The 20,668-nt window shown below is 68.5% G+C and carries 21 protein-coding genes and 1 pseudogene; 2 read left to right on the plus strand and 20 right to left on the minus strand.

What is annotated here, in order from left to right:
- Nucleotides 1-24: 24 nt before the first annotated feature.
- From AC099J_RS28680 to AC099J_RS28695, 4 genes are all read right to left on the minus strand, one after another.
- Nucleotides 25-921, minus strand: coding sequence for a biotin-independent malonate decarboxylase subunit beta (locus AC099J_RS28680; RefSeq protein ID WP_479618726.1), 897 nt, complete (start codon nt 919-921; stop codon nt 25-27).
- The gene (mdcC, locus tag AC099J_RS28685; protein ID WP_479618727.1) at nt 918-1,253 is read right to left on the minus strand and encodes a malonate decarboxylase acyl carrier protein; all 336 of its coding nucleotides are present in this window, start codon (nt 1,251-1,253) and stop codon (nt 918-920) included. Before mdcC ends, AC099J_RS28680 begins: the two co-directional genes overlap by 4 nt.
- Nucleotides 1,254-1,286: 33 nt before the next feature.
- Complete coding sequence (gene mdcA / locus AC099J_RS28690) at nt 1,287-2,969, minus strand: malonate decarboxylase subunit alpha (RefSeq protein ID WP_479618728.1); 1,683 nt, start codon at nt 2,967-2,969, stop codon at nt 1,287-1,289.
- 1,068 nt (nt 2,970-4,037) lie between these two features.
- Nucleotides 4,038-4,952: a LysR family transcriptional regulator gene (locus AC099J_RS28695; protein ID WP_479618729.1), complete on the minus strand. Its 915-nt coding sequence runs from the start codon at nt 4,950-4,952 to the stop codon at nt 4,038-4,040.
- Nucleotides 4,953-5,307: 355 nt separating this feature from the next.
- Here AC099J_RS28695 and AC099J_RS28700 point away from each other — a divergent pair, with 355 nt between their 5' ends.
- Nucleotides 5,308-7,629, plus strand: coding sequence for a putative bifunctional diguanylate cyclase/phosphodiesterase (locus AC099J_RS28700; protein WP_479618730.1), 2,322 nt, complete (start codon nt 5,308-5,310; stop codon nt 7,627-7,629).
- A 66-nt stretch (nt 7,630-7,695) separates the two neighbouring features.
- Here the strand turns inward: AC099J_RS28700 and AC099J_RS28705 are convergent, their stop codons facing one another.
- Nucleotides 7,696-8,265, minus strand: a complete 570-nt coding sequence (locus AC099J_RS28705) for a cob(I)yrinic acid a,c-diamide adenosyltransferase (protein WP_479618731.1) — start codon at nt 8,263-8,265, stop codon at nt 7,696-7,698.
- A 189-nt stretch (nt 8,266-8,454) separates the two neighbouring features.
- Here AC099J_RS28705 and AC099J_RS28710 point away from each other — a divergent pair, with 189 nt between their 5' ends.
- Entirely contained in the window at nt 8,455-8,805 is a 351-nt protein-coding gene (locus AC099J_RS28710; protein WP_479618732.1) for an EF-hand domain-containing protein, read from the plus strand.
- A 364-nt stretch (nt 8,806-9,169) separates the two neighbouring features.
- On the opposite strand, the gene AC099J_RS28715 is transcribed toward AC099J_RS28710, so the two are convergent.
- The 15 genes and pseudogenes from AC099J_RS28715 to AC099J_RS28785 form a co-directional block, all read right to left on the minus strand.
- Nucleotides 9,170-9,388, minus strand: a complete 219-nt coding sequence (locus tag AC099J_RS28715) for a DUF433 domain-containing protein (RefSeq protein ID WP_479618733.1) — start codon at nt 9,386-9,388, stop codon at nt 9,170-9,172.
- 85 nt (nt 9,389-9,473) lie between these two features.
- Nucleotides 9,474-10,019, minus strand: coding sequence for a DUF4256 domain-containing protein (locus AC099J_RS28720; RefSeq protein ID WP_479618734.1), 546 nt, complete (start codon nt 10,017-10,019; stop codon nt 9,474-9,476).
- A complete protein-coding gene (locus AC099J_RS28725; RefSeq protein ID WP_479618735.1) occupies nt 10,016-10,714 on the minus strand; it encodes a hypothetical protein in 699 nt (232 codons plus the stop codon). Before AC099J_RS28725 ends, AC099J_RS28720 begins: the two co-directional genes overlap by 4 nt.
- A 97-nt stretch (nt 10,715-10,811) precedes the next feature.
- Nucleotides 10,812-10,969, minus strand: a pseudogene (locus AC099J_RS28730) (dihydrofolate reductase family protein); the annotation flags it as partial.
- A 29-nt stretch (nt 10,970-10,998) separates the two neighbouring features.
- Nucleotides 10,999-11,394: a RidA family protein gene (locus tag AC099J_RS28735; RefSeq protein ID WP_479618736.1), complete on the minus strand. Its 396-nt coding sequence runs from the start codon at nt 11,392-11,394 to the stop codon at nt 10,999-11,001.
- 88 nt (nt 11,395-11,482) lie between these two features.
- Nucleotides 11,483-11,947 (minus strand): MaoC/PaaZ C-terminal domain-containing protein, encoded by a 465-nt coding sequence (locus tag AC099J_RS28740; protein ID WP_479618737.1) that lies wholly within the window; start codon nt 11,945-11,947, stop codon nt 11,483-11,485.
- On the minus strand, nt 11,944-13,569 hold the full coding sequence (locus AC099J_RS28745; protein ID WP_479618738.1) for an AMP-binding protein: 1,626 nt from the start codon (nt 13,567-13,569) through the stop codon (nt 11,944-11,946). The genes AC099J_RS28740 and AC099J_RS28745 overlap by 4 nt, the downstream gene beginning before the upstream one ends.
- 2 nt (nt 13,570-13,571) lie before the next feature.
- Nucleotides 13,572-14,300, minus strand: a complete 729-nt coding sequence (locus AC099J_RS28750; protein ID WP_479618739.1) for an ABC transporter ATP-binding protein — start codon at nt 14,298-14,300, stop codon at nt 13,572-13,574.
- On the minus strand, nt 14,297-15,073 hold the full coding sequence (locus tag AC099J_RS28755; protein WP_479618740.1) for an ABC transporter ATP-binding protein: 777 nt from the start codon (nt 15,071-15,073) through the stop codon (nt 14,297-14,299). Before AC099J_RS28755 ends, AC099J_RS28750 begins: the two co-directional genes overlap by 4 nt.
- Nucleotides 15,070-15,948 carry a branched-chain amino acid ABC transporter permease gene (locus tag AC099J_RS28760; protein ID WP_479618741.1) on the minus strand — a complete coding sequence of 293 codons (879 nt, stop codon included), beginning with the start codon at nt 15,946-15,948 and terminating at the stop codon, nt 15,070-15,072. The genes AC099J_RS28755 and AC099J_RS28760 overlap by 4 nt, the downstream gene beginning before the upstream one ends.
- A 7-nt stretch (nt 15,949-15,955) precedes the next feature.
- Entirely contained in the window at nt 15,956-16,828 is an 873-nt protein-coding gene (locus AC099J_RS28765; protein ID WP_479618742.1) for a branched-chain amino acid ABC transporter permease, read from the minus strand.
- Nucleotides 16,829-16,846: 18 nt separating this feature from the next.
- Nucleotides 16,847-17,986 (minus strand): ABC transporter substrate-binding protein, encoded by a 1,140-nt coding sequence (locus AC099J_RS28770; RefSeq protein WP_479618743.1) that lies wholly within the window; start codon nt 17,984-17,986, stop codon nt 16,847-16,849.
- A 261-nt stretch (nt 17,987-18,247) separates the two neighbouring features.
- Nucleotides 18,248-19,411 carry an acyl-CoA dehydrogenase family protein gene (locus AC099J_RS28775; RefSeq protein WP_479618744.1) on the minus strand — a complete coding sequence of 388 codons (1,164 nt, stop codon included), beginning with the start codon at nt 19,409-19,411 and terminating at the stop codon, nt 18,248-18,250.
- A gap of 28 nt (nt 19,412-19,439) precedes the next feature.
- Nucleotides 19,440-19,616, minus strand: coding sequence for a hypothetical protein (locus AC099J_RS28780; protein WP_479618745.1), 177 nt, complete (start codon nt 19,614-19,616; stop codon nt 19,440-19,442).
- A gap of 8 nt (nt 19,617-19,624) precedes the next feature.
- Nucleotides 19,625-20,602 carry a Bug family tripartite tricarboxylate transporter substrate binding protein gene (locus tag AC099J_RS28785; protein ID WP_479618746.1) on the minus strand — a complete coding sequence of 326 codons (978 nt, stop codon included), beginning with the start codon at nt 20,600-20,602 and terminating at the stop codon, nt 19,625-19,627.
- Nucleotides 20,603-20,668 lie beyond the last annotated feature (66 nt).

Raw genomic sequence — 20,668 nt, forward strand, 5'->3', positions numbered from 1 at the left:
GACTGTTGTGCTTCGGCGTCGCGCTCAGGCGACGCGTGGAGATATTTGTTGGTGCAGCGCCGCCACGTCCAGCGCCGGCACGCGCTGCGCATCCGCCACGCCGAGCCGGCCCCACAGCCGCATGGCATCGTCCTCGGCGCCGTCGTTCCATGTGGCCTCGGGCACGGCGGCCAGGCGTGCGGCCAGCAGTGCATGTTCGGCTTCCAACGCGGCCAGCGTGACGGGCCGGGCCTGCGTCAGCGCCGCGATGGCCGCCGCGCGGAAGGCCGCCACGTCGTCCTCGACCAGCGCGTCGCAGTCGCCGCTGATCCAGCGGTGCTTGCCGCCACTGGTGCGCCAGACCAGCGCGCGGTCGCGTGCGTCGTACTCGTCCACACCGTGGGATGCCTCGATGACTTCGGGGCCGGACATGGCGAGCCGGCCCATGTCGCTCATGACGATGTGGTCGGCGCAGCGCGCCACGATGCCCATGCCGCCGAAACAGCCGTTGGCGCCACCGATCAGCACGATGACGGGGATGCCGGCGGCGCGCACGTCGAGCACGGCCCGCATCACTTCGGACACGGCGATCAGGCCGGCGTTCGCTTCATGCAGCCGCACGCCGCCGGACTCGGCCAGCAACAGTACGGCTGCGGGCTTGTCGCGCAGCGCGCGCTGCAGCAGGCCGACCAGCTTGGCGCCATGCACCTCGCCCACGCCGCCGCCCATGAACTCGCCCTCCTGCGCGGCGACGAAGACGGTGTGGCCGTCGAGCAGCGCGCGGCCGATGGCCACGCCGTCGTCGAAGGCCGAGGGCACGCCCAGTTGGGCCAGGTGCGGGCTGGTGATGCGCTCAGCGGGCGGCAGCCATTCGTGGAAGCTGCCGGCATCCAGCAGCTGCGCCACACGCTCGCGCGCCGTGCATTCGGCGTAGCTGATCATGTCGGTGCTCCCTTCGGCAGTTCGGCCACGGCCTGGTCTAGCCGCAGGCTGACGACAGCGGGCGTGGCGCCCATGTCGTTGATGGAGACGCGCACGCCGGCCAACGGGTGGCGGGCGTGGAAGTCGTCCACTACGGCCTGCCAAATCGGTGCGAAGCCGCGCGCCGAGGTTTCCACGCGCACGGCACAGTCGGCGCTGGGAGTGGCCTCCAGCATCACCTCCAGGTTGCCGGAGCCGACCACGCCGACCAGCACGGGTGCGAACGCACCGGCGGGCTGGCCGCCGGTGTACGAGAAGTCCAGGGTTTCGAGCCCTGCGGGGATGTCGCTCATCGTGTGCCTCTCGCTCTGCGCATAGCTCGCGCCTCACCAGTTCCGGAACCGCTTGGGCGGCTGGTACAGCCCGCCCGACGCACGCACCAGGTCGCGCATGCTGCGTGCGGCCAGCAGGTTCCGCGTGGCCTCGCGCGGGTCGATGCCCAGGTCTGCGGGCCGTTGGATCACGCCCCGGTCGCGCAGGTTCTCGACCACGCGCTTGTCGCGTGCCAGGCCCACTGCGGTATAGCCCGCCACGCCGCGGATGGCCTGGGCGCGCTCTTCGTCCGTGCGGCACAGCAGCAAGTTGGCAATGCCCTCTTCCGTCAGCACATGCGTCACGTCATCACCGTAGACCATGATGGGCGGCAGCGCCATGCCGGTTTGCTCCTGCAGCGTCCAGGCGTCGAGCCGGTCGACAAAGGCCGGTTGCATGTGTTCGCGAAACGTCTCCACCATCTGCACCACGAGCTTCTGCCCGCGAGGCGTGCCGGCCGCGCCGCTGCGGCCCGCTCGCGCCTGCGCACCGGCCTTGAGCCACGCCGGGCTGGCATGCCGCCTCCCACGCGCATCGGCCCCCATGTTGGGCGCGCCGCCGAAGCCGGCGATGCGGCCCAGCGTGGCGGTGGAGCTGTTGCCGTCCAGGTCCATCTGCAAGGTCGAGCCGATGAACAGATCGCAGGCGTAATGCCCCGCCGCCTGGCAGAACGCGCGGTTGCTGCGCAGGCTGCCGTCGGGCCCGGTGAAGAACACGTCGGAGCGCGCGCGGATGTAGTCCTCCATGCCCAGCTCGGAGCCGAAGGAGTGCACCGACTGCACCCACCCCGCCTCGATGGCCGGGATCAGCGCCGGGTGCGGATTCAGCGCCCAGTGCTGGCAGATCTTGCCTTTGAGGCCGAGCTGCTCGCCATAGGTCGGCAGCAGCAGCTCGATGGCCGCCGTGTCGAAGCCGATGCCGTGGTTCAGCCGCTGCACGCCGTACTCGGCATAGATGCCCTTGATGGCCATCATCGCCATCAGCACCTGGATCTCGCTGATCTGCGCCGGGTCGCGCGTGAACAGCGGTTCGATGAAATTGGGCGTGGGCGCCTTGACGACGAAGCTCACCCAGTCGGCCGGAATGTCGATGCGCGGCAGCTTGGTCGTCGTGCCGTCCACCAGCTCGTTGACCTGCGCGATCAGGATGCCGCCCGAGAACGCCGTGGCCTCGGCAATGGCCGGCGTGTCTTCGGTGTTGGGGCCGGTGTAGAGGTTGCCCTGCGCATCGGCCGCGTGCGCCGCCACCAGCGCCACCTGCGGCGTGAGGTCGACGAAGTAGCGTGCGAACAGCTCTAGGTACGTGTGGATGGCGCCGATGGCGATGCGCCCGCTGGAGGCCAGCTTGGCCAGCCGCGCGCCCTGCGGGCCGGAGAAGCTGAAGTCCAGCTTGGACGCCACGCCGTTCTCGAAGATGTCCAGGTGCTCGGGCAGTGCCAGGACCGACTGCACCATGTGCAGGTCGTGCACGCGGGCCGGGTCCACCTGCACCAGCGCCTTGGCCAGGAAGTCGGCCTGCTTCTGGTTGTTGCCTTCCAGGCAGACGCGGTCGAAGGGTTCGATCACCGCTTCGAGCAGCGCCCCGATGGCCTGGGCCGCCGCCAGCTTGCCGACCAGTTGCGGCCCGAGCGCTTGCGCGGCGCGCGCCAGCCGGGCGGCGCGGCGGTCAGCGCGGGTGTTCCAGTCTCTGGGGTTCATGGGGCGAAGCTCTCGGATGGTGGGCGGCGACGGCAGGTGCCAAGGGTGATGGGCCGACGATACGCACAGGTCGTCGCACCATCAATCACGCCGTACCCGCAACCGTTACGCGCAGAGGAATGGTTGGATGTGCGGCGCGTGTTGGATGGTCGGGGGATCGGGCGCTGTTGGGTCCGCCTTGGACGCCCGGCCTAGGGTGGCCGTCGTGGCCGTCGGGGCCGTCGGGGCCGTTGAGGTCGCCGGGGCCGTTGGGGCCGTTGGGGCCGCCGGGTCGCCGGGGCCGCCGGGGCCGCCCGGCCTGGGGTGCCCGCCGTGGCCGCCCGGTGGACGCGTCCCTCGCCCAGGGGCTCGGGCAGCCTGCGGTGCTCGGCCTGCGGGCGCATTGCACAACTCGCACCACTCACTGCGTTCGTTCACCTCGAACAGGTGCAATGAGTCAGTCATTGAGGCGTGCTGCGCCGCCGCCCGCAGTCCTGCGCTCCTCGGCGCGGCCACAGGTTGGCCACGGCGGCCACCCCAGGCCGGGCTACGTGGGGGGTGGCTGAAGCGCTGCCCGGGGGACCGGCTCGCGTGACGAGGGCTCTCTCGCCTGGCTACTAGCGGACTCTTCCACTGGGCTACGAACGGGCTCGCTCGCCGGCCTACCAACGGGCTCTCTCCCGGCCACCAGCGGCCCCTCTCGCCGGCCTACCAGCGAGCACCCCGCATCGGAGTCAGCCGCACCGAGCCCGGCTTGGGGTGCCCCCAGGGCCGGCCCTGCAGATGCGCCGAGGAGCGCAGTGGCATGGGCGGCGGCGCAGCACGCTTCGTGAACTGACTCATTGCACCTGTTCGAGGTGAACGAACGCAGTGAGTGGTGCGAGTTGTGCAATGCGCCCATGCCGCGAGCACCGCAGGGGACCCCGAGCCCCTGGGCGAGGGGCGCTGAGCCGGGCCGGCCCTGGGGGTGCCCCATGCCGGGCGGCCCCCAGCACACCCGCAACCCCGCAACCCCGCACACCCGCACACCCAACACACCCAGCAGTCCCAACACACCCCACACGCGGACCACCGCGCAGTCAGCGCACGTCAGCGCAGCGAAGCCTTCAAACTGCGGCACACCGCCAACAGGGCCAGCAGATTCGGATCGCGCTCGCGCATGCGCAGGAAGTTCAGCGCAATCGTCTGCCGCACGCGGTAGCGCGCCTGCAGCGGCACCAGCTGCACATTGGGCGGCAGCACATTGCGCATGCGGCCAGGCAGCAACGTGCAGCCCACGCCACCGGCCACCAGATTCATCAGCGAGTAGATGTCCCCCGTGTGCATGGCGATCTGCGGCGCGTAGCCGGCAATGCGAAACGCCTCTGCAAAGCTCGCCTGCGTGGCAAAGCCCTCGGTCAGGCTCACAAAGCGCTCATCGGCACAGGCGCCCAGATCGACCTCGGCCAGCTGCGCGTAGCGCGACGTGGCGGGCGCGGCGAACAGCACCTCGTCCTCGAACAGCGGTTCGAACTCCACATCCGCCGCCCCCGCCGGCACAGCCATCAGCGCGGCCTCGATCGAGCCGTCGCGCAGCTTGGTCAGCAGGTCGGCGTTAGAGCCCAGTATCAGCTCGGTCTGCAGCTCGGGCCGGCGCTGCTTCAAGCCCAGCACCAGGGCCGGCACGGCGCGGCTGGTCAGCGAATACATCGAGCCCATGCGCAGACGGTCGGCCGCGTAGCCGGCGATCTCTCGCGTGGAGCGCACGCCCTCTGCCAGCAGGCGCGCCATGTCGCGCGCGGTCTCGGCCAATCGCAGTGCGGCGGCGGTGGGCACGAGGTTGCGGCCCTCCTGGCGGAACAGCACGCAGCGCATGGCTTCTTCGAGCGCGTGCAACGCCCGGTGCACGCTGACGGCACTGGTCTGCAGCCGCTCGGCCGCACGCGCCAGGTTGCCGGCCTCCATGAAGGCCAGCAGCACCTGCAGCTGGCGCAACGTGATGTCATCGTCGAAGTACGGGTCCATGGCGGAGCAAGGGGGCGGTGTGCTCGCGCGGCGCTCAGCGCTGCAGCCGGAACGGACGGGGCGCAGGACGCGTGGCGATCTCTGTGAGCCGATGGGTCATGCCGTCTCTCCCCTGTGTGAGGCGCGAATTGTGCGCGATGGGGCAACCACGCGCGGCATCACCCGGCGACACGCAACGCCAGATGCACCCCCCTTTTGCAACGCAATTCGAACAATTACAAGACGAAACATGCACATATACTGAACCAATCTTGCCGGAAATGGCCGCAGCTTCCGGAGGTCCACCGTCCACGGGCGAGCGCGACCGCTTCCAACAGGGGCGGCCACACATGCCCTCATTCATGAAGTTCGGATCATGCGCACTGCGGGTTTGGTAGTTCCCAGGTTGGCTCTGGAGAAAGTCGCCCAGTCGGTCAAACGCGGCCCCCCGCGTTCCTTTTTTACGCACCGGCTCACCAGCGCGCTGCTGGGCGGGCTGATGGGACTGTGCGTGCTGTTGGCCTACGCCACGGGCCTGGAGCTCGGATGGCGGTGGGTGGACGGCCTGCCCGCGATGCACCCGTACACGGCGCTGTGCCTGGTCGTGCTGGCGGTCGCGCTGTGGCCCGGGCGGCCACGCTCGCTCCGGTGGCGCAGCGTGACCTACGGCGCGCTGGCGGTGCTGGTCGCGCTGCTGGCCGTGCGCCTCGCCGCGCCCACCATCGGGCCGGTGTGGCTGGACGCGTTGACGCCGTTTCGCACCGTCCTGGACGCACAGGCGGCCGCTGGCAAGCCCGTGGACATGCCGGCCAACGTCGCCACGGCCTTGCTGATGCTGGCGTTCGCCGAGCTTCTGCGGCGCCAGCGCAGCCCCATCGCCGCGCAGGGGTTTGCCTGCGGTGCGGTGGTGCTGTTGTTCGTGGGCACCACGGGCTACCTGGCCAACGTCTCGCCGTTCTGGGGCAGCGTGGGGCCTGCCCAGTGGCTGGCCATCGGTGCGTTTGCACTGGCCCTGCTGTTCGCGACCGCACGGCACGGTTTCATGCGCGCCTTGACCGCGCCGTCCGCCCCGGGCCGGCTGGCCCGGCTGCTGCTGGGCAGTTCGACAGCGCTGTTGCTGCTGATCGGGTGGTTCGTCGCGCGCAGCATCGACAACCCTGGCGTGCACCTGCCCGCAGACCGGTACCTGCTCATCTATGAGTCGGCAGCCATCGCGGCGTTGGTCTGGCTGGTGGTCGCGGTCATCACCGTGCGCGCCGACCGGCTTGACCGGCTGCGCACCGTGGCCGAGCGCGTGCTGGAGCGCACGTCCACGCACGACGGGCTGACCGGCCTGCTCACACGCAACAGCATGGCGCGCCAGCGCGCGGAACGCATGGTCGACGGACGCCCGTCGGCCAGCCTGTTCATCGACCTGGACCGCTTTCGCTCCGTGAACGAGGCGCTGGGTGCGGACCAGGGCGACCACATTCTGCGCGTGGTGGCACGGCGCCTGCGCGCGCTGGACCGCAGCAGCCTGGTGGCGCGCCTGGGCGGTGACGAGTTCGCCCTGTTCATGGTGAACGTGACCGTGCAGCAGGCCGAGCAGATGGGCATCGCCGCCACCAAGGCACTGGCGCAGCCCTATGACATCGACGGCCGCAACTTTCGTCTGACGGCCAGCGTCGGCGTGGCGCACACGGACAGCGCCGGGACGGGCGATCTGCGCCAGTCGGCCGACGACGCCATGTATGTGGCCAAGAGCCGCGGCGGCAACCAGTGCGTCCTCTTCGCGCGGACCATGCACGACGCGCGCCGACAGGAGGCCGAGCTCGAACAGGACCTGCACGTGGCGCTGCGGCGCGACGACGAACTGAGCCTGGCGTTCCAGCCGGTCGTGCGCGTGACCGACCAGCGCCTGGTGGCCGTGGAGGCCCTGGCGCGCTGGACGCATCCGAAGCTGGGCATGGTGCCGCCCGACCGCTTCATCCACCTGGCCGAGCGCACGGGGCTGATCATTCCGCTCGGGCTCAAGCTGATGGAGATTGCGGTGCGGCAGGCAGCCGCGTGGGAGTCGGCCAGCCCCGGCCTGTGCCCCACACTGAACATCAACATCTCGCCGGTGCAGTTCACAAGCGGCGACGTGGTGGCCGACCTGGCCAGCGTCGCCCGCCGCCACGGCCTGGGCGCGCACCGCCTGTGCATCGAGGTGACGGAAAGCGTGCTGGCGTCGAACTCCGCGATCAGCCAGCTGGTGAAGGCCCGGGCCCATGGCTTCAAGGTGGCGATGGACGATTTCGGCGTGGGCTACTCCACGCTGTCGCAGCTACCGCGGCTGCCGCTGACCTCGGTCAAGCTGGACCGCAGCTTCATCGTGCACGCGACGCAGAGCGTCGGCGATGCAGCGATCTTCCATGCGATCACGCAGCTGGTGCACGCGCTGGGTCTGACGGTGGTGGCCGAGGGGGTGGAAGACCAGGCCCAGTTCGATCTGATTGCAGCGTCCGGCTGCGATGCGGCGCAGGGCTACCTGATTGCACGCCCGATGAAGGCTGCCGCATTCGAGGCATGGGAACACGCCAGGTCCACGCCCGCCGCACCACCTGCGGCGGCAGCGCCTACCGCGAGCGCATCACTGCGTGCAGCGGCCGAGATCCTGGAGCATGGCGCTGCGGGGCCCGTCGAGCCGCCTTCCGCTTCCTCTCTCGCCTCCGCTTAGGACAGAGCTCAGCGGATCGCCGTTTCGTGCGGATGCGCGGCGGCGGGCGGCCGGCGCACGCAGCCGTCAGTCGCCCTGCCCGGCGCGCGCCATGCGCTCGCTTTTCCAGTACACGTCGTCACCGCCGTCCACGCGATTGAGCACGCGCGCGAGCACGAACAGCAGGTCCGACAGCCGGTTCAGGTAGTGGCGCGGCGCATCGCGCACGGCCTCGCCGCGGCCCAGTGCGACGACGGCGCGCTCGGCCCGGCGCGCCACGGTGCGGCAGACATGTGCCTGCGACGCGGCGCGCGTGCCTGCCGGCAAGATGAACTCGGCCAGGCGCGGCAGCTGCGCGTTGTGGTCGGCCAGGGCCTGGTCGAGCTGGAGCAGAGCCTCGGCCTTGAGCAACTCGAAGCCGGGGATGGAGAGCTCGCCACCCAGGTTGAACAGCTGATGCTGCACATCGACCAGCAGCGTGCGCACGGGCTGCGGCATGGGCTCGCACAGCAGCAGGCCCAGGTGCGAGTTGAGTTCGTCCACATCGCCGATGGCCGCGATGCGCAGGCTGTCCTTGCCGACGCGGCTGTTGTCGCCCAGGCCGGTGCTGCCGTCGTCGCCGGTGCGCGTGGCGATCTGTGTGAGCCTGTTAGCCATGCTGTCATCCCCCGAAAGTGCGTCGCGACGTGGGCCGCGCAAGCCGCGCATTGTGCGTTACGCCGCGTGTGCGGATGTATGGCGCGTCAAGCGCACTTGTGAGCGTCGCAACAGGAAGCAAGTGTGCTGGCATGTGCCGGCGCACTGCGGTGCAATCGCGCTCCTTTCACGACGATGACGCCTTTTCCAATGCCCCACAAGATCCGCCCGCTCGCCCGATTCGAACACCACAGTGTGGCCCTGTTTGCCGCGTTGGCCATGGGCAGCGCCGGCGTGGCCGCACAGAATCTGCAGCAGGCCGCGACGCTGCGCGAGAGCGCGGCCAGCGCGCAGGCCCTGACCACCAGCGACCGGGCCCCGGCGCGGCCCGCCAGCAGCGTGGACACGGCCTTCACCCGGGCCGACGCGAACGGCGACAACCGCCTCAGCCGTGAAGAGGCGCAGCGCTTTCCGGCGGTAGTGGAACGCTTCGACGAGATCGACGCGGACCACGACCGCCATCTGTCGCGGGAAGAGTTTCGGCGCGGGGTGGCGAACTGAAGTCGCCCTGAGCCGCTGCACGAGCCGGCAGCAGCTGCAGCAGCGCCGAGAGCGTTCAAGCCTGCAATCGCACGAGAACGTAGCTGCCAGGCGTCAAAACTACGAGGGCCTCCTCCAGTGCGGGCACCAGCGGGACAAGGGCCGCAAGCTCATTGGACTGAGCGTCCAGCACAAGCACTGCGACCGGCAAGCTCGACTGGTTCTGTTGTATGGGAGGTTCTTGTCGACGGTAATGAAGGCGTCGAAGCTCTGACCCGCCAGCCCGAGCAGCCTTCCGTTCTTGACGCCCGACCAGCCTTGCGCAACGACCGTCGAGACGTCATGGCCTGGCAGAAGCCGCTTCAAGCGTGCCGGGACGCACTCGTCAAGCAGCAGCCGCATCGGCGACCAATCGCTGGCGAGCCGCTTCAAGCACTGCGACAGCACGGCCCCTGGAAACACTCGGAAAGTCTTCCAGGAACTCGTCCAGCGACGACGTACCTTCCAGGTAGTCAAAGAGCGCCTTGACGGGCACACGCGTGCCAGCGAAGCAGAGCGCGCCGCTCATGATCTCGGGATCACTTTTTACAAGAGATGAATCCATGGAGCCTCCATGTGCGTCAGTCTAGTGTGGACGCCCGTGTTCCGTCTTGCATGTCTTCGCCACCGGACCACGGTCCTTGTAGAGACTACACCCGCAGCCAGCTGCGAAACCCGCGAGACGCGTAGTACGACTGCGCGCCGTTGTGGTACGTGAAGACATGTCCATAGCGGCGGTCGCAGAACAATGCGCCACCGAGCCGGCGCACATCGTCAGGGGTCTGTATCCAGCTGGACGTCTTGGTATCGAACGCGCCGAGCGTCTGCAGGTGCCGGTACTGGTCCTGCGTCAGCAGCTCCACGCCCATCTCGTTCGCCATGTCGACGGCGGTGTGCGCGGGCCGATGCTCCTTGCGAGAGTCCAAGCCAGCGCGGTCGTAGCAGGCACTGCGCCTGCCGACGGGGCTCTCTGCAGAGCAGTCGCAGAACATCACCTCGCCCGATGCCGCGTCGTGCCGCACGACATCCGGCTCGCCGCCCGTGGCCTCCATCGCTTGCAGCGCGCGCCAGGCGCCAGGGTGCGCCGCAAGCCGGGCCAGGACGTGCGCCCATGCAACGCCTGGGTGCCGACCGGGGTGCTGTTCGAAGCGGGCCTGGAGCACGCTCTGCAGCACGTCACGTTCCTGCTGTGTCATGGGTTCGAGCTCTGGCAGGACGGCCTTCGCGCGAGGTCCCGCACGGCAAAGTGCTCGGCCTTGCGGTACTCGGCCTGCACACCGGTGGGCAGCAGCGACAACACCGCGCGCTTGAGCGCCGAGCCGGCGATGCCCACACCCTGCTGGTCGCTGAACGACCATACCGGGTCCGCGCCATCCGCCGTCTCGGCGAAGCGGAACACGGATTCAAAGAAGCGCTCCACGCTGAGGATGGCCTGGTCGACCTTCATCAGATCGAGCTGGCAACACACCACCGCGCTGTAGTCCAGCTGTGCCACATGGTCCGGCGGCCCGCAGCGGGCATTGAGCAGCAACAACTCGGCGCTGCCGCTGGGCTGCCAGAGTGAGCGCGCCTTGAATTCGTTGCGCAGGGCGTTGAAATGCTCGGCGCTGTAGTCCCAGGCACGGAACCCCGGAATCTCCACCTTGACGTAACCGGGCGCACCATCGCTCGACGGCGAGTAGCCGGCGAACCAGAAGTCGATGTGCTGGCCCGAGCGGTAGTGCCAGTCGCCGATCCTCGGCACGATCTCCGCCTTGGCGATGGGTGATCCCGGCGGCGCGAAGACAACGCCCACCATGCGCACCGGTCGAGCGGGCGCGTCGTGGGGCACGTCGCGGAAACGCTGGGCAATGCCGGCCTGCAGTGCGGCGTAGTCTATGGCGTATTGCATGGCGCACCTCCTGCGGACGGATGCATCAACTTAGCAGCTTCCAGCCGCTCCGGCCAGTGGGCTGCGGCGGCCCACCACGATCTACGTGGGGTCGCCGGTGGGTACTCGCGCCCATGGCCAGCACGCCCACCTGCTCGAAGAACGCCGGGTAGCCGTGTCGTTGATGTCGCCCAGCGGAAACAGCCAGTCCAGCGAATCGTCTTCGGTGGCAATGAAGCCATCGAGGCTGGTCGCGGTGTAGTACTGCGTTGACATGGGCGTGCGCCGGCCGGAGCGGTGCGGCGTCAGGGCGCGGTGTCGCCGCACAGCGCCACGCATTCGATCTCGATCAGCATGCGCGGGTCAGGCAGCGCCGCCACCACGCAGGTGGTGCGCGCGGGGTACGGGGCGGGACCGAAGGCCTCGGCATAGCGGCGGTTCATCTCGGCCACGTCCTGCGGGCGGGTCAGCAACACGTTGACCTTGACCAGGGATCGCAGGCTGGCGCCGGCGCGGGCCAGCACGGCCTGCAGCGCGGTGATCGTGAGCTCGAACTGCGCGCCGAAGTCATCGTCCATGCCGCCATCGGCGCGGTAGCCCGGCGTGCCGGAGACGAACACCAGATCGCCCACGCGCACGGCGGACGAGAGCGGCGGCGTGGTGGCACGGCCCTGGGGTGGGAAATGGTCGAGGGTGGGCATGCAGTGCTCCAGAAGTGGGTCAACAGCGGGCCATGTTCGCATGAGCCAGACCGGCCCGGTGGTGGTGCTGCGATGCTGCAGGTCTGCCTCAGCCTGCCGGCTGCGCGCCCGCCCGCGTCTTAACCAGCAGCGTGCTGAGTCCGTCCTGGATCACCGCGCCATGCTGGTTCAGGATCTGAAAGCGCCGCACGAGGCTGCCGCTGCGGCCGCTCTTGCCGGGCGTGACGGAGACGATGGTCAGCGTCAGATGCAAGGTGTCGCCGACGAAGACCGGCGCCAGGAACTTCCATTCCTTCAGGTCCACCATCGCGATGGCCGAGTCTTCGAAGATGCCCAGCTCGTGCAGCTTGCCGATGGCGATCGCGATGATCATCACGCCGTGCACCAGGCGCTGGCCGTGGCGCGTGCCCTTGGCATATTCGGCGTCGGCGTGGATAGGATTCCAGTCTCCCGACACCATCGAGAAGATCGTCAGATCGGCCTCGGTGATGGTGCGACCACTGCTCTTGAACACCTGGCCGTCGTGGAAGTCTTCGAGGTAGAGCGAGTTCATGCCGAGGTTCCTTCGACGCCCGGGGGCGCCATGCGCTGCAGGGCCATGTCGCGCAACTTGGCGCGCTGGATCTTGGTGCCGTTGGCACTCTCGGTAACGGGAAAGCGCTCCACCTGCCAGATGTGCGCCGGCACTTTGAAGGCCGCCAGGTTTGATGCGACCGCCTGGCGCAGCTGCTGCACGTCCAGCGCGGCGCCGGGCTGCGCAATGGCAAAGGCCACGGCGCGCGTGCGCCCGTCAATCTCCACCGCGACCACCTGAACATCGGCCACGCCGGGCTGGGCCTTCAGCGATTCTTCGATCTCGGCCGGGCTGACGAGGTAGCCGCCCAAACGCATCACGTCGCCCTGCCGCGTCTGGTAGACAAAGCTGCCATCCGCGCGCAAGGCGCCGATGTCGCCGGTGCGAAAGAAGCCCTCGGCATCCATCACCGCCTGCATGGCCTGCGGGTTGTCCAGATAGCCGATGAAGTTGGTGTCCGAGCGAATCTCGATGGCGCCGCTCTGCCCTGGCGGCAGCAGCGCGCCAGTGGCGATGTCGCGGATGCGCACCTCGGCGCCGGCGTGCGCTGGCGTGCCGCCGGCCTCGATGCGCTGCTCCAGCGGCAAGCCGGGCTGCTGCAGCGAAAACAGCGCCTGCACTTCGCTGGAGCCGTATAAGCCCAGCATCGGCACCTGGCGTGCCCAGGCCTCGCGCGCCAGCGCCTCGGCGCCGGGCTGGAAGGCGGCATAGCCCACGACGCGCAGGCTGGGAAACGGCTGGTCACCGGCCACCTGGTCGAGCAGCCGCCGCACCATTTCGTCGCTACCGAACAGGTGGGTGATGGCATGGCCCTGGATCAGTCTGGCAGCGCGCCCGGCCTCAAAGCTGTCCTGCAGCACGACGGGCCGGCCCGCGGCGAAGGCGGCCATGGCCGCGACGAAGCCGAAGACGCCGCACAGTGGCAAGGCGGCGAGCAGTAGCGCAGAGGCCTCCTGCAGTCCAAAGGCCTGGGCCACGCGCTGTGCGTGCAGGGCCACCGTGCGCAGCGAATGCACAACGAGCTTGGGGCCGCTGGTCGTGCCAGAGGTGGTGAAGAGGATGCAGGCGGCATCGGGGTCGACGGTGCCGGGGAGTGCGAACGCGCCAGCCGGCGCGGCGGGCAACGCGTCCAAAGCGAAGCGGACGGTGGGCTTGCCCAGCAGCGTGGCCGGCAGCGCCGCATCGACCGCATCCGCCACGGCCACGCGCAACAGGCTGCCAGCGGCCGCGTGCGGCACGTCGGCCACGATGGCGGCGAAGTCGATGCTGTGAAAGTGCAGCTGCATCACCAGCAGCCGCGCGCGCGAGCGCTCCAGGATGTAGGCCACTTCATGCGCGCGATAGCGCGTGTTCACGGTCATCAGCGCGGCGCCGATGCGGGCCAGCGCGAAGTGCAGCGCCAGCCATTCCAGCCGGTTCACCAGCCACACCGCCACGCGGTCGCCCGGCTCTACGCCCTGGGCCTGCAGCCAGGCGGCGGTGCGCGCCACGTGGCCTGCGAATTCAGCGTAGGAGACGTTGCGCCCTTCGTCGATGAAGGCCGTCGCGCCCCCGCGTTCGGCAGCATGCCGGTCCAGCAGGTGCGGCAGTGTGGGCAACATGCTCAGTACAGCTCCATCAGCGCGACGTTGTCGCTCAGCTCGTGCGGCAGCGCCTCGCGGATCAGCTGGCCGGACTTCATGACGATGACGCGGTCGGCGACCTTCAGCGCTTCCTTGACGTTCTGCTCGACCAGCAGGATGGACATGCCGGTCGAGCGCTGCAGTTCGCGGATGGGTTGCAGCAGGTCCTGGAAAAGCTTGGGCGCCAGGCCGATCGAGGGCTCGTCCATCAGCAGGCAGCGCGGGCGGCTCAGCAGCGCGCGGCCGATGGACAGCATCTGCTGCTGCCCGCCCGACAAGGTGCCGGCGCGGCGCTGGTACAGGTCACGCAGCGCGGGCAACACATCCAGCACCCAGTCCACCCGCTCGGCCCGCTTGGCCACGGGCACGTTGGCGGCCCACAGGCCGAGCTTCAGTGTCTCCTCCACCGTCAAGCCGGGGAACACACCGCGCCCCTCGGGCATCAGCGAGATGCCGGCAGCGGTCAGCGCGCGCGGCTCGACGCGGCCGAGCGGCTGGCCGTCCAGCAGGACATCACCGCCCTGGCGCGGCAGCAAGCCGAACAGGCACTTGAGCAGCGTGGATTTGCCGGCGCCGTTGTGGCCGATCAGGCACAGCACCTCGGCCGGCCTCAGCGCCATGTCGATGCCGCCGAGCACGGGGTGGCCACCATAGCCGACCACCAGGCCGCGGGTCTGCAGCACGGCCGGGGCGGTGGTGGGCGCGGTCACGCGCTGGCCTCCGTCTGCTCGCCGAAATAGATGGCCGCCAGGTGCGGGTCTTTCAGGATCGTGGCAGGGTCGCCGTCGGCCAGCAGCTTGCCGCGGTCCAGAAAGGCGATGCGGTCGGAAATGCTGAGCACGATGTCCAGGTTGTGTTCGATGATGCAGACGGTCACGCCACTCTTCACCTCGTTGCGCAGCAGGTCCAGGAACATCTGGTAGGAGCCGCGGTCCAGGCCCGAGGCAGGCTCGTCCAACAGCCAGATTTTGGCGTCGGCGGCCATAATGCGCGCCAGGCTCAGAAACTTGCGCTCGGCGTACGCCAGCTCGATCGCGCGCACCTTGGCTGCGCCAGTCAAGCCGGTCTTGGCGAGGATCTGCGCGGTCTTCTCACGCCGTGCGCGCGCGGCCGCGCGGCCGCCGCGCTGCCAGACCCAGGCGCTCGGCTCCATCACGGTCAACACGTTGTCCTCGACTGACATCTGGTCGAACAGGCGCAAGTCCTGAAAGGTACGGGCCACGCCCATGCGGGCGATGGCGTAGTGCGACTGGCCCAGCAGCGAGCGGCCCTGCCAGAGGATGTCGCCAGCGTCCGGCGTGAGGTGACCGGTGATCTGGTTGAACAGTGTGGTCTTGCCGGCACCGTTGGGGCCGACAAGCGTGGTGATCAGGCCGGCGCGCAGGTCCATGGAGACGTCATCTGTCACCTTCAGCCCGCCGAAGCTCTTGTGCAGGCCGCGGATGCTCAGCAGCACCTGCGAGTCGGTCGTGCGGCCGCTCATCGGCTCCCCCGCCCGCTGCCCACCAGCCCGCCCGGGCGCAGCATCATCAGCACCACCATGGCCAGGCCGTAGGCGATCTGCTGGATGGAGCCGATCTCGGTCGGCGGCAGAAAGCTCATGTAGCTGAACAGCGTGGGCAACAGCATCAGCAGCACCGCGCCGACGATGGGGCCCATCAGCGTGCCGGTGCCGCCGATGATGACCATCGCCATCACCAGCACAGAGTTGTCCAGCATGAAGCTTTCCACGTTGATGAAGCCCAGGTAGAACGCGTACAGCGCGCCGGCAATACCGGTCAGCGCCGAAGAGATCACCACCGACAGCGTCTTGATCGCGGCCACGTTCTTGCCGAAGGCGTGCGCCGCCGATTCGCTGTCACGGATGGCCTGCAGGTTGCGCCCGAAGCTCGAGCGCAGCAGCACGCTGGTGATGGCGATCACCAGCACCAGGCACGCCACCGACAGCGCCAGAAAGGCGGCCGGGTCGCTCAGCTCGCGACCGAAGAGCTGCGCAGGAGGGATGCCGATCAAGCCGCCCAGCCCGCCGGTAGCACCCTTCCACTCGGCGAACACGGTGACGCCCAGCACCTGCAGGCCGAGCGACGCGGCAACGAAATATTCACCGCGCACCCGCAGCGCCGGCAGCGCCAGCACCAGCGACAGCACGGCCGCAGCCGCCATGGCCGCCGGCACCGCCAGCAACAGTGAGGGGCCGATGTGCAGCGCGACGTTGGCCGCCGCATACGCGCCGACGCCGAAGAACACGGCATGGGCCAGCGAGAAGATGCCGGCGTAGCCCATGATGAAGTTCAGCGTGATGGCCAGCACCGCATTGATGCACACCAGGGTGGCCAGGTTCAGGGCATAGGCAAGCATGGTGGACTCAATGCGCGGTGGCGCGACCGAAGAAACCGGACGGACGCACCAGGATGAACAGGAACAGCACGAGAAAGGTGACGGCCTCACTCCACTGCGAGCCGAAGTACAGCAGCGCCAGGTTCTCGGCCATGCCCAGCAGCAGGCCGGCGCAGGCGGCGCCGCGCAGACTGCCCACGCCGCCCACGATGGTGGCCGCCAGGCTGACCAGCATCACGTGGTGGCCGATCGCAGGGTTCAGGCCTGAACTGGCGGCCGTCAGGATGGCGGCGGGCACGACCAGCAGCGAGCCCAGCGCGAACACGAACACCGACAGACGTTGCGGGCTCATGCCGTAGGCGCGCACGAGCTCGGGGTTCTCGGAAAGCGCGCGCATGCCCATGCCGACATGGGTGCGCATCAGCAGAAACTGCAGCGCACCGAAGAACACCAGTGCGCACGCCACGGCGATGCCGGCCAGCGGCGGCACGAACAAGCCGCCCGTGACTTCCACGCTCCTGGACAGCGGCGTGGACACCGACACGAAGCTGCGGCCGAACACCATGCCGATGAGGTTCTGCACCACAATGCCGGCGCCGAACGAGGCCACGAACAAGGTGAAGAACGAACCGCGGTGACGCCGGATCGGTTCATACACCAGGCGGTCCAACAAGACACCGAAGGCCACGGCCGCCAGCGCTGCGGCGGATGCACCGAGCAGCCAATGCGCCTGGCGCACGCTGTACAGGTCGTAGAAGACGTAGGCGGCGATCGTGAACGTCGCGCCATGGGCGAAGTGGAAGACCTTCGTCGAGCCGAAGATCAGCGAGAAGCCCACCGCGATCAGCGCGTAGAGCGCGCCGAGCTGCAGACCGTTGACGAGCAGCTGGAGCAGCAGCATGGACGGCGCCGCTCTCGACTAGCGCAGGCCGCTGGCGACGATCTTGCCCCCCTTGCCGTCGATCTCGACCACCTGCATGGGGCTGACGACGGTGCCGTTGTCCGAGAACGTGACCTTGCCGCCGACCATGTCGAAGGTCTTGCTCTGCAGGCGCTGGGCCAGCAGGTTCTCACCGGTGACGGGCTTGCCCTGCTGGATCAGCTGTTGCGCCAGCAGGCCGTACAGCCGCACGGCGTTGTAGTAGTTGGCCACGTAGGCGGTGGGCGGCTTGCTGTACTTCTTCTGGTAGTCGTCGGCGAAGCGCTTGGTCACCGGGTCGGCAGATGCCCAGTCCACGCTTTGCGCGGTGTAGAGCGCGCCCATGGCCTCGGGCAACACGCCGGTCTCGGGCACCGAGAATGCCGAGTAGCTGACGAACTGCTGCTTGAGCCCGTTGTCGCGCAACTGCTTGATGAGCTGCGCCTGCTGCGCGCCATACGAGGCGATGTAGACCGCATCGGGGTTGGCCGCGCGGATGCGTGCCGCGATGCCGCTGAACTGCTGCGCCGTGGTGGGCACGGACAACGACTCCAGCAGCTTGCCGCCGACGCCGGGCAACGCCTTTTCCATCTCTTTCTGAATCGACTGGCCAAGCGGATCGTCCACATAGACCAGCACGAAGTTCTTGAGTTTGCGCTCGTTGGCCAGGTACGGAAGGATGGCCTTCACTTCGAAGTTGGCCAGCGGGATGACGTTCCAGAAATAGGGACCGAGCTCGGCCAGATCAGGCCCCACGCCGCCGCCGTTGACGGTCACGGTCTTGCTGCGGGTGGAGGTGGCGGACACGGCCTTGGACACGCCCGTGAAGGCCGACAGCACGTAGGGCGCCTTGGTCACGTTGACCAGCTTGTTCATCGCCACCACGCCCTGTTGCGGCAGCCCCTGGCTGTCTTCGTACTGGATGGCCAAGGTGCCGTTCAGCATCTTGTCGGCGTTGATGTGCTCGACGGCGAGGTTGGCGCCCGAGCTGAACACGTCGCCATACGACGCGTTGGGTCCGCTGAGCGGAAACAACGCGCCGATGGTCTGGTTCTGGGCCATGGCCGGGGTGGCGGCTGCAAGGGCGGTGGCCAGCGCGGCCACCGAAGCGAAGGCAGATGCTGCGCGCAAAATCGTCATGCGGTTGTCTCCAGATGGTTTGATGCGAGGTCGGGCAAATTTGTCATGTCATGATAGTTCTGCACACCCGCACAAGTAGCGCCTGCCCTTCGTCAAGCAAGAACCCACTGTTCGGAACTGGCGAACCCCTGCGACCCTGCCGAGCGCGACCTGGCTTTAACCCACTTCGCATCCGGCGTGCCGAACACGGCGGCCTGGACCGCGGCGCGGCGGCTGTCGGGAGCCGCTCACTGGGGGCACCTTCTGACTCGGGGGTCGTCTTTACGACGCTGCTTTGATCATGTTCCGCGCGATGACCAACTGCTGGATCTGGCTCGTGCCCTCGTACAGACGGAACAGCCGCACGTCGCGGTAGAAGCGCTCGATGCCGTGGTCGGCCACATAGCCCGAGCCACCGAAGATCTGCACCGCGCGGTCGGCCACGCGGCCGCACATCTCGGAGGCGAACAGCTTGCAGCACGACGCCTCGGTCGACACGTTCTCGCCATCGTCGCGGCGGCGCGCGGCGTCGATCACCATGCAGCGCGCGGCATACACCTCCATCTTGCTGTCGGCCAGCATGGCCTGGACCAGCTGGAACTCGGCAATCGGCTGGCCGAACTGGCGGCGCTCCATCGCGTATTGCAGCGCATCTTCCAGCATGCGCTCGGCCGCGCCCACGCAGATGGCGGCGATGTGGATGCGGCCTTTTTCCAGCACCTTCATCGCGGTCTTGAAGCCCATGCCTTCCTTGCCGCCGATGATGTTCTCGGCCGGCACGCGCACGTTGTCGAAGGTGACGTCGGCCGTGTGCGCGCCGCGCTGGCCCATCTTCTTGTCGGGCTTGCCGACCGTGATGCCGGGCGTGTTGGCCTCCACGATGAAGGCCGAGACGCCGCCCGCGCCCTTGTTGTTGGGGTCGGTGCGGGCCATCAGCGTGAACATGCCGGCCGTGGGCGCATTCGTGATGAAGCGCTTGCTGCCGTTGACGATGTAGTGGTCGCCCTGCGCATCCGTCTCGCGTCGTGCGGAGGTGCGCAGCGAGCCCGCATCGGAGCCGGCCTCGGGCTCCGTCAGCGCAAAGCTGGCCGTCAACTCGCCGCTGGCCAGTTTGGGCAGGTAGTAGTCCTTCTGCGCCTGCGTGCCGTCGATCAGGATGCCCTGCGAGCCGATGCCCACCGTGGTGCCGAACAGCGAACGAAACGCCGGCGAGGTGCGGCCCATCTCGAACATGATCAGCGACTCTTCCTCCATCGTCACGCCCAGGCCGCCGTATTCCTCAGGCACGGTCAGGCCGAACAGGCCCATGGCCTTCATGTCCTTGACGATGTCCTCGGGGATCTGGTCGGTCTCGGCCACTTCGTTCTCGGCGGGCACGAGACGCTCCTTGACGAAGCTGCGCACGCTGTCCAGGAAGGCTTGGGTGGTGTCGGGGTCGCGGATCATGGGTGGTGCATCCAAAGGGTCAGAGGGTTCACGCGTGCTTCGAGACGGCGAGCAGCCGCGTCACGATGTCGGTGGTGCCGCCGGGTGCGGCCGCGACGACGATGGTGACGGTCTTTGTGGGCCAGGCATCCTGGGCGTGGACCAGACCGGTGGCGAGGCAGGCCGTGGCCGCCAGGGCCAGGACGGTGGGGTGGAAGTGGGCCATGGCATGGTTCACTCGAAGGTGATGCCCTTGGTGGCGCCGCGCCACATCTCCAGATCCTTGCGCTGTTGCTCGGCCAGCACGCCGGGCGCACCGGCCCACATGTCGTAGCCTTGCTCGGACCACTGCTTGCGCAGCCCCTCGTCAGCCTGCGCGCGGCCGACGGCGGCGTTGATCTCGCTCACCTGTGCGGCGGTCATCTTCGCGGGGCCGTAGATGCCGTACCAGCCGATCACCTCGTAGCCGGGCAGGCCGGCCTCGCGCATGGTGGGCACGTCGGGCAGCGAGGCATTGCGCTCACGCGAGGTGACGACCAGCGGGCGCACGCGGCCCGACTGCACGTAGTTGCGCGCGGTGCTGACGATGTCGAACATCATGGTCAACTGGCCGCCGATCACATCGGTCATGGCCGGCGCATTGCCCTTGTAGGGCACGTGCGTCATCGCGAGGCCGCTCTGCTTGGCGAACAGCTCGCCGCTCAGATGGTTGGAGGCCCCCATGCCGGCCGAGCCGTAGGTGACCTTGCCGGGGTTGGCCTTGGCGTAGGCGATCAAGTCCTGCAGGTTCTTGATCGGCAGATCCTTGTTGATGACCAGGGCGTTGGCGTAGGTCAGCACGGGCGACAGGGCCGTCAAGTCCTTGGCTGGGTCGAACGGCATCGACTTGAGCACATGCGGGCTGATGGTCAGCGTGGGGCTGGCGCCGAAGTACAGCATGCCGGCATCGGGCGCCGAGCGTGCCACGGCATCGCCCCCCAGTGCGCCGGCCACGCCGGGTTTGTTCTCGACGATGACGGTACGGCCCAACTCGCGGCTGAGCACCGGTGCGAACTGGCGGGCCGCTGTGTCGACCGGGCCGCCGGCCGCGTAGCCGACGACCAGGCGCAAGGGCTGCGGCTGCGCGAAGGCACTGCCCGTGGCCAGGGCGCCGGCGCACAGCAGGCCGGCGAGGACGCGGCGGCGCGCGAAGATGGGGGAAGCTGTCTGCATGCTGATGTGTCTCCTGATGAGTCGGTTGAAATGCGCACCCCACCTGATGCGAGGCGCGAGGATCGC

This window comes from Rhodoferax sp. RT4P68, from assembly GCF_056521305.1.

Bases quoted from the DNA above. Each gene is read 5' to 3' on its own strand.
- AC099J_RS28680 (WP_479618726.1), bottom strand. From the start codon at position 921: ATGATCAGCTACGCCGAATGCACGGCGCGCGAGCGTGTGGCGCAGCTG.
- mdcC (WP_479618727.1), bottom strand. From the start codon at position 1,253: ATGAGCGACATCCCCGCAGGGCTCGAAACCCTGGACTTCTCGTACACC.
- mdcA (WP_479618728.1), bottom strand. From the start codon at position 2,969: ATGAACCCCAGAGACTGGAACACCCGCGCTGACCGCCGCGCCGCCCGG.
- AC099J_RS28695 (WP_479618729.1), bottom strand. From the start codon at position 4,952: ATGGACCCGTACTTCGACGATGACATCACGTTGCGCCAGCTGCAGGTG.
- AC099J_RS28700 (WP_479618730.1), top strand. From the start codon at position 5,308: ATGCGCACTGCGGGTTTGGTAGTTCCCAGGTTGGCTCTGGAGAAAGTC.
- AC099J_RS28705 (WP_479618731.1), bottom strand. From the start codon at position 8,265: ATGGCTAACAGGCTCACACAGATCGCCACGCGCACCGGCGACGACGGC.
- AC099J_RS28710 (WP_479618732.1), top strand. From the start codon at position 8,455: ATGCCCCACAAGATCCGCCCGCTCGCCCGATTCGAACACCACAGTGTG.
- AC099J_RS28715 (WP_479618733.1), bottom strand. From the start codon at position 9,388: ATGGATTCATCTCTTGTAAAAAGTGATCCCGAGATCATGAGCGGCGCG.
- AC099J_RS28720 (WP_479618734.1), bottom strand. From the start codon at position 10,019: ATGACACAGCAGGAACGTGACGTGCTGCAGAGCGTGCTCCAGGCCCGC.
- AC099J_RS28725 (WP_479618735.1), bottom strand. From the start codon at position 10,714: ATGCAATACGCCATAGACTACGCCGCACTGCAGGCCGGCATTGCCCAG.
- AC099J_RS28735 (WP_479618736.1), bottom strand. From the start codon at position 11,394: ATGCCCACCCTCGACCATTTCCCACCCCAGGGCCGTGCCACCACGCCG.
- AC099J_RS28740 (WP_479618737.1), bottom strand. From the start codon at position 11,947: ATGAACTCGCTCTACCTCGAAGACTTCCACGACGGCCAGGTGTTCAAG.
- AC099J_RS28745 (WP_479618738.1), bottom strand. From the start codon at position 13,569: ATGTTGCCCACACTGCCGCACCTGCTGGACCGGCATGCTGCCGAACGC.
- AC099J_RS28755 (WP_479618740.1), bottom strand. From the start codon at position 15,073: ATGAGCGGCCGCACGACCGACTCGCAGGTGCTGCTGAGCATCCGCGGC.
- AC099J_RS28760 (WP_479618741.1), bottom strand. From the start codon at position 15,948: ATGCTTGCCTATGCCCTGAACCTGGCCACCCTGGTGTGCATCAATGCG.
- AC099J_RS28765 (WP_479618742.1), bottom strand. From the start codon at position 16,828: ATGCTGCTGCTCCAGCTGCTCGTCAACGGTCTGCAGCTCGGCGCGCTC.
- AC099J_RS28770 (WP_479618743.1), bottom strand. From the start codon at position 17,986: ATGACGATTTTGCGCGCAGCATCTGCCTTCGCTTCGGTGGCCGCGCTG.
- AC099J_RS28775 (WP_479618744.1), bottom strand. From the start codon at position 19,411: ATGATCCGCGACCCCGACACCACCCAAGCCTTCCTGGACAGCGTGCGC.
- AC099J_RS28780 (WP_479618745.1), bottom strand. From the start codon at position 19,616: ATGGCCCACTTCCACCCCACCGTCCTGGCCCTGGCGGCCACGGCCTGC.
- AC099J_RS28785 (WP_479618746.1), bottom strand. From the start codon at position 20,602: ATGCAGACAGCTTCCCCCATCTTCGCGCGCCGCCGCGTCCTCGCCGGC.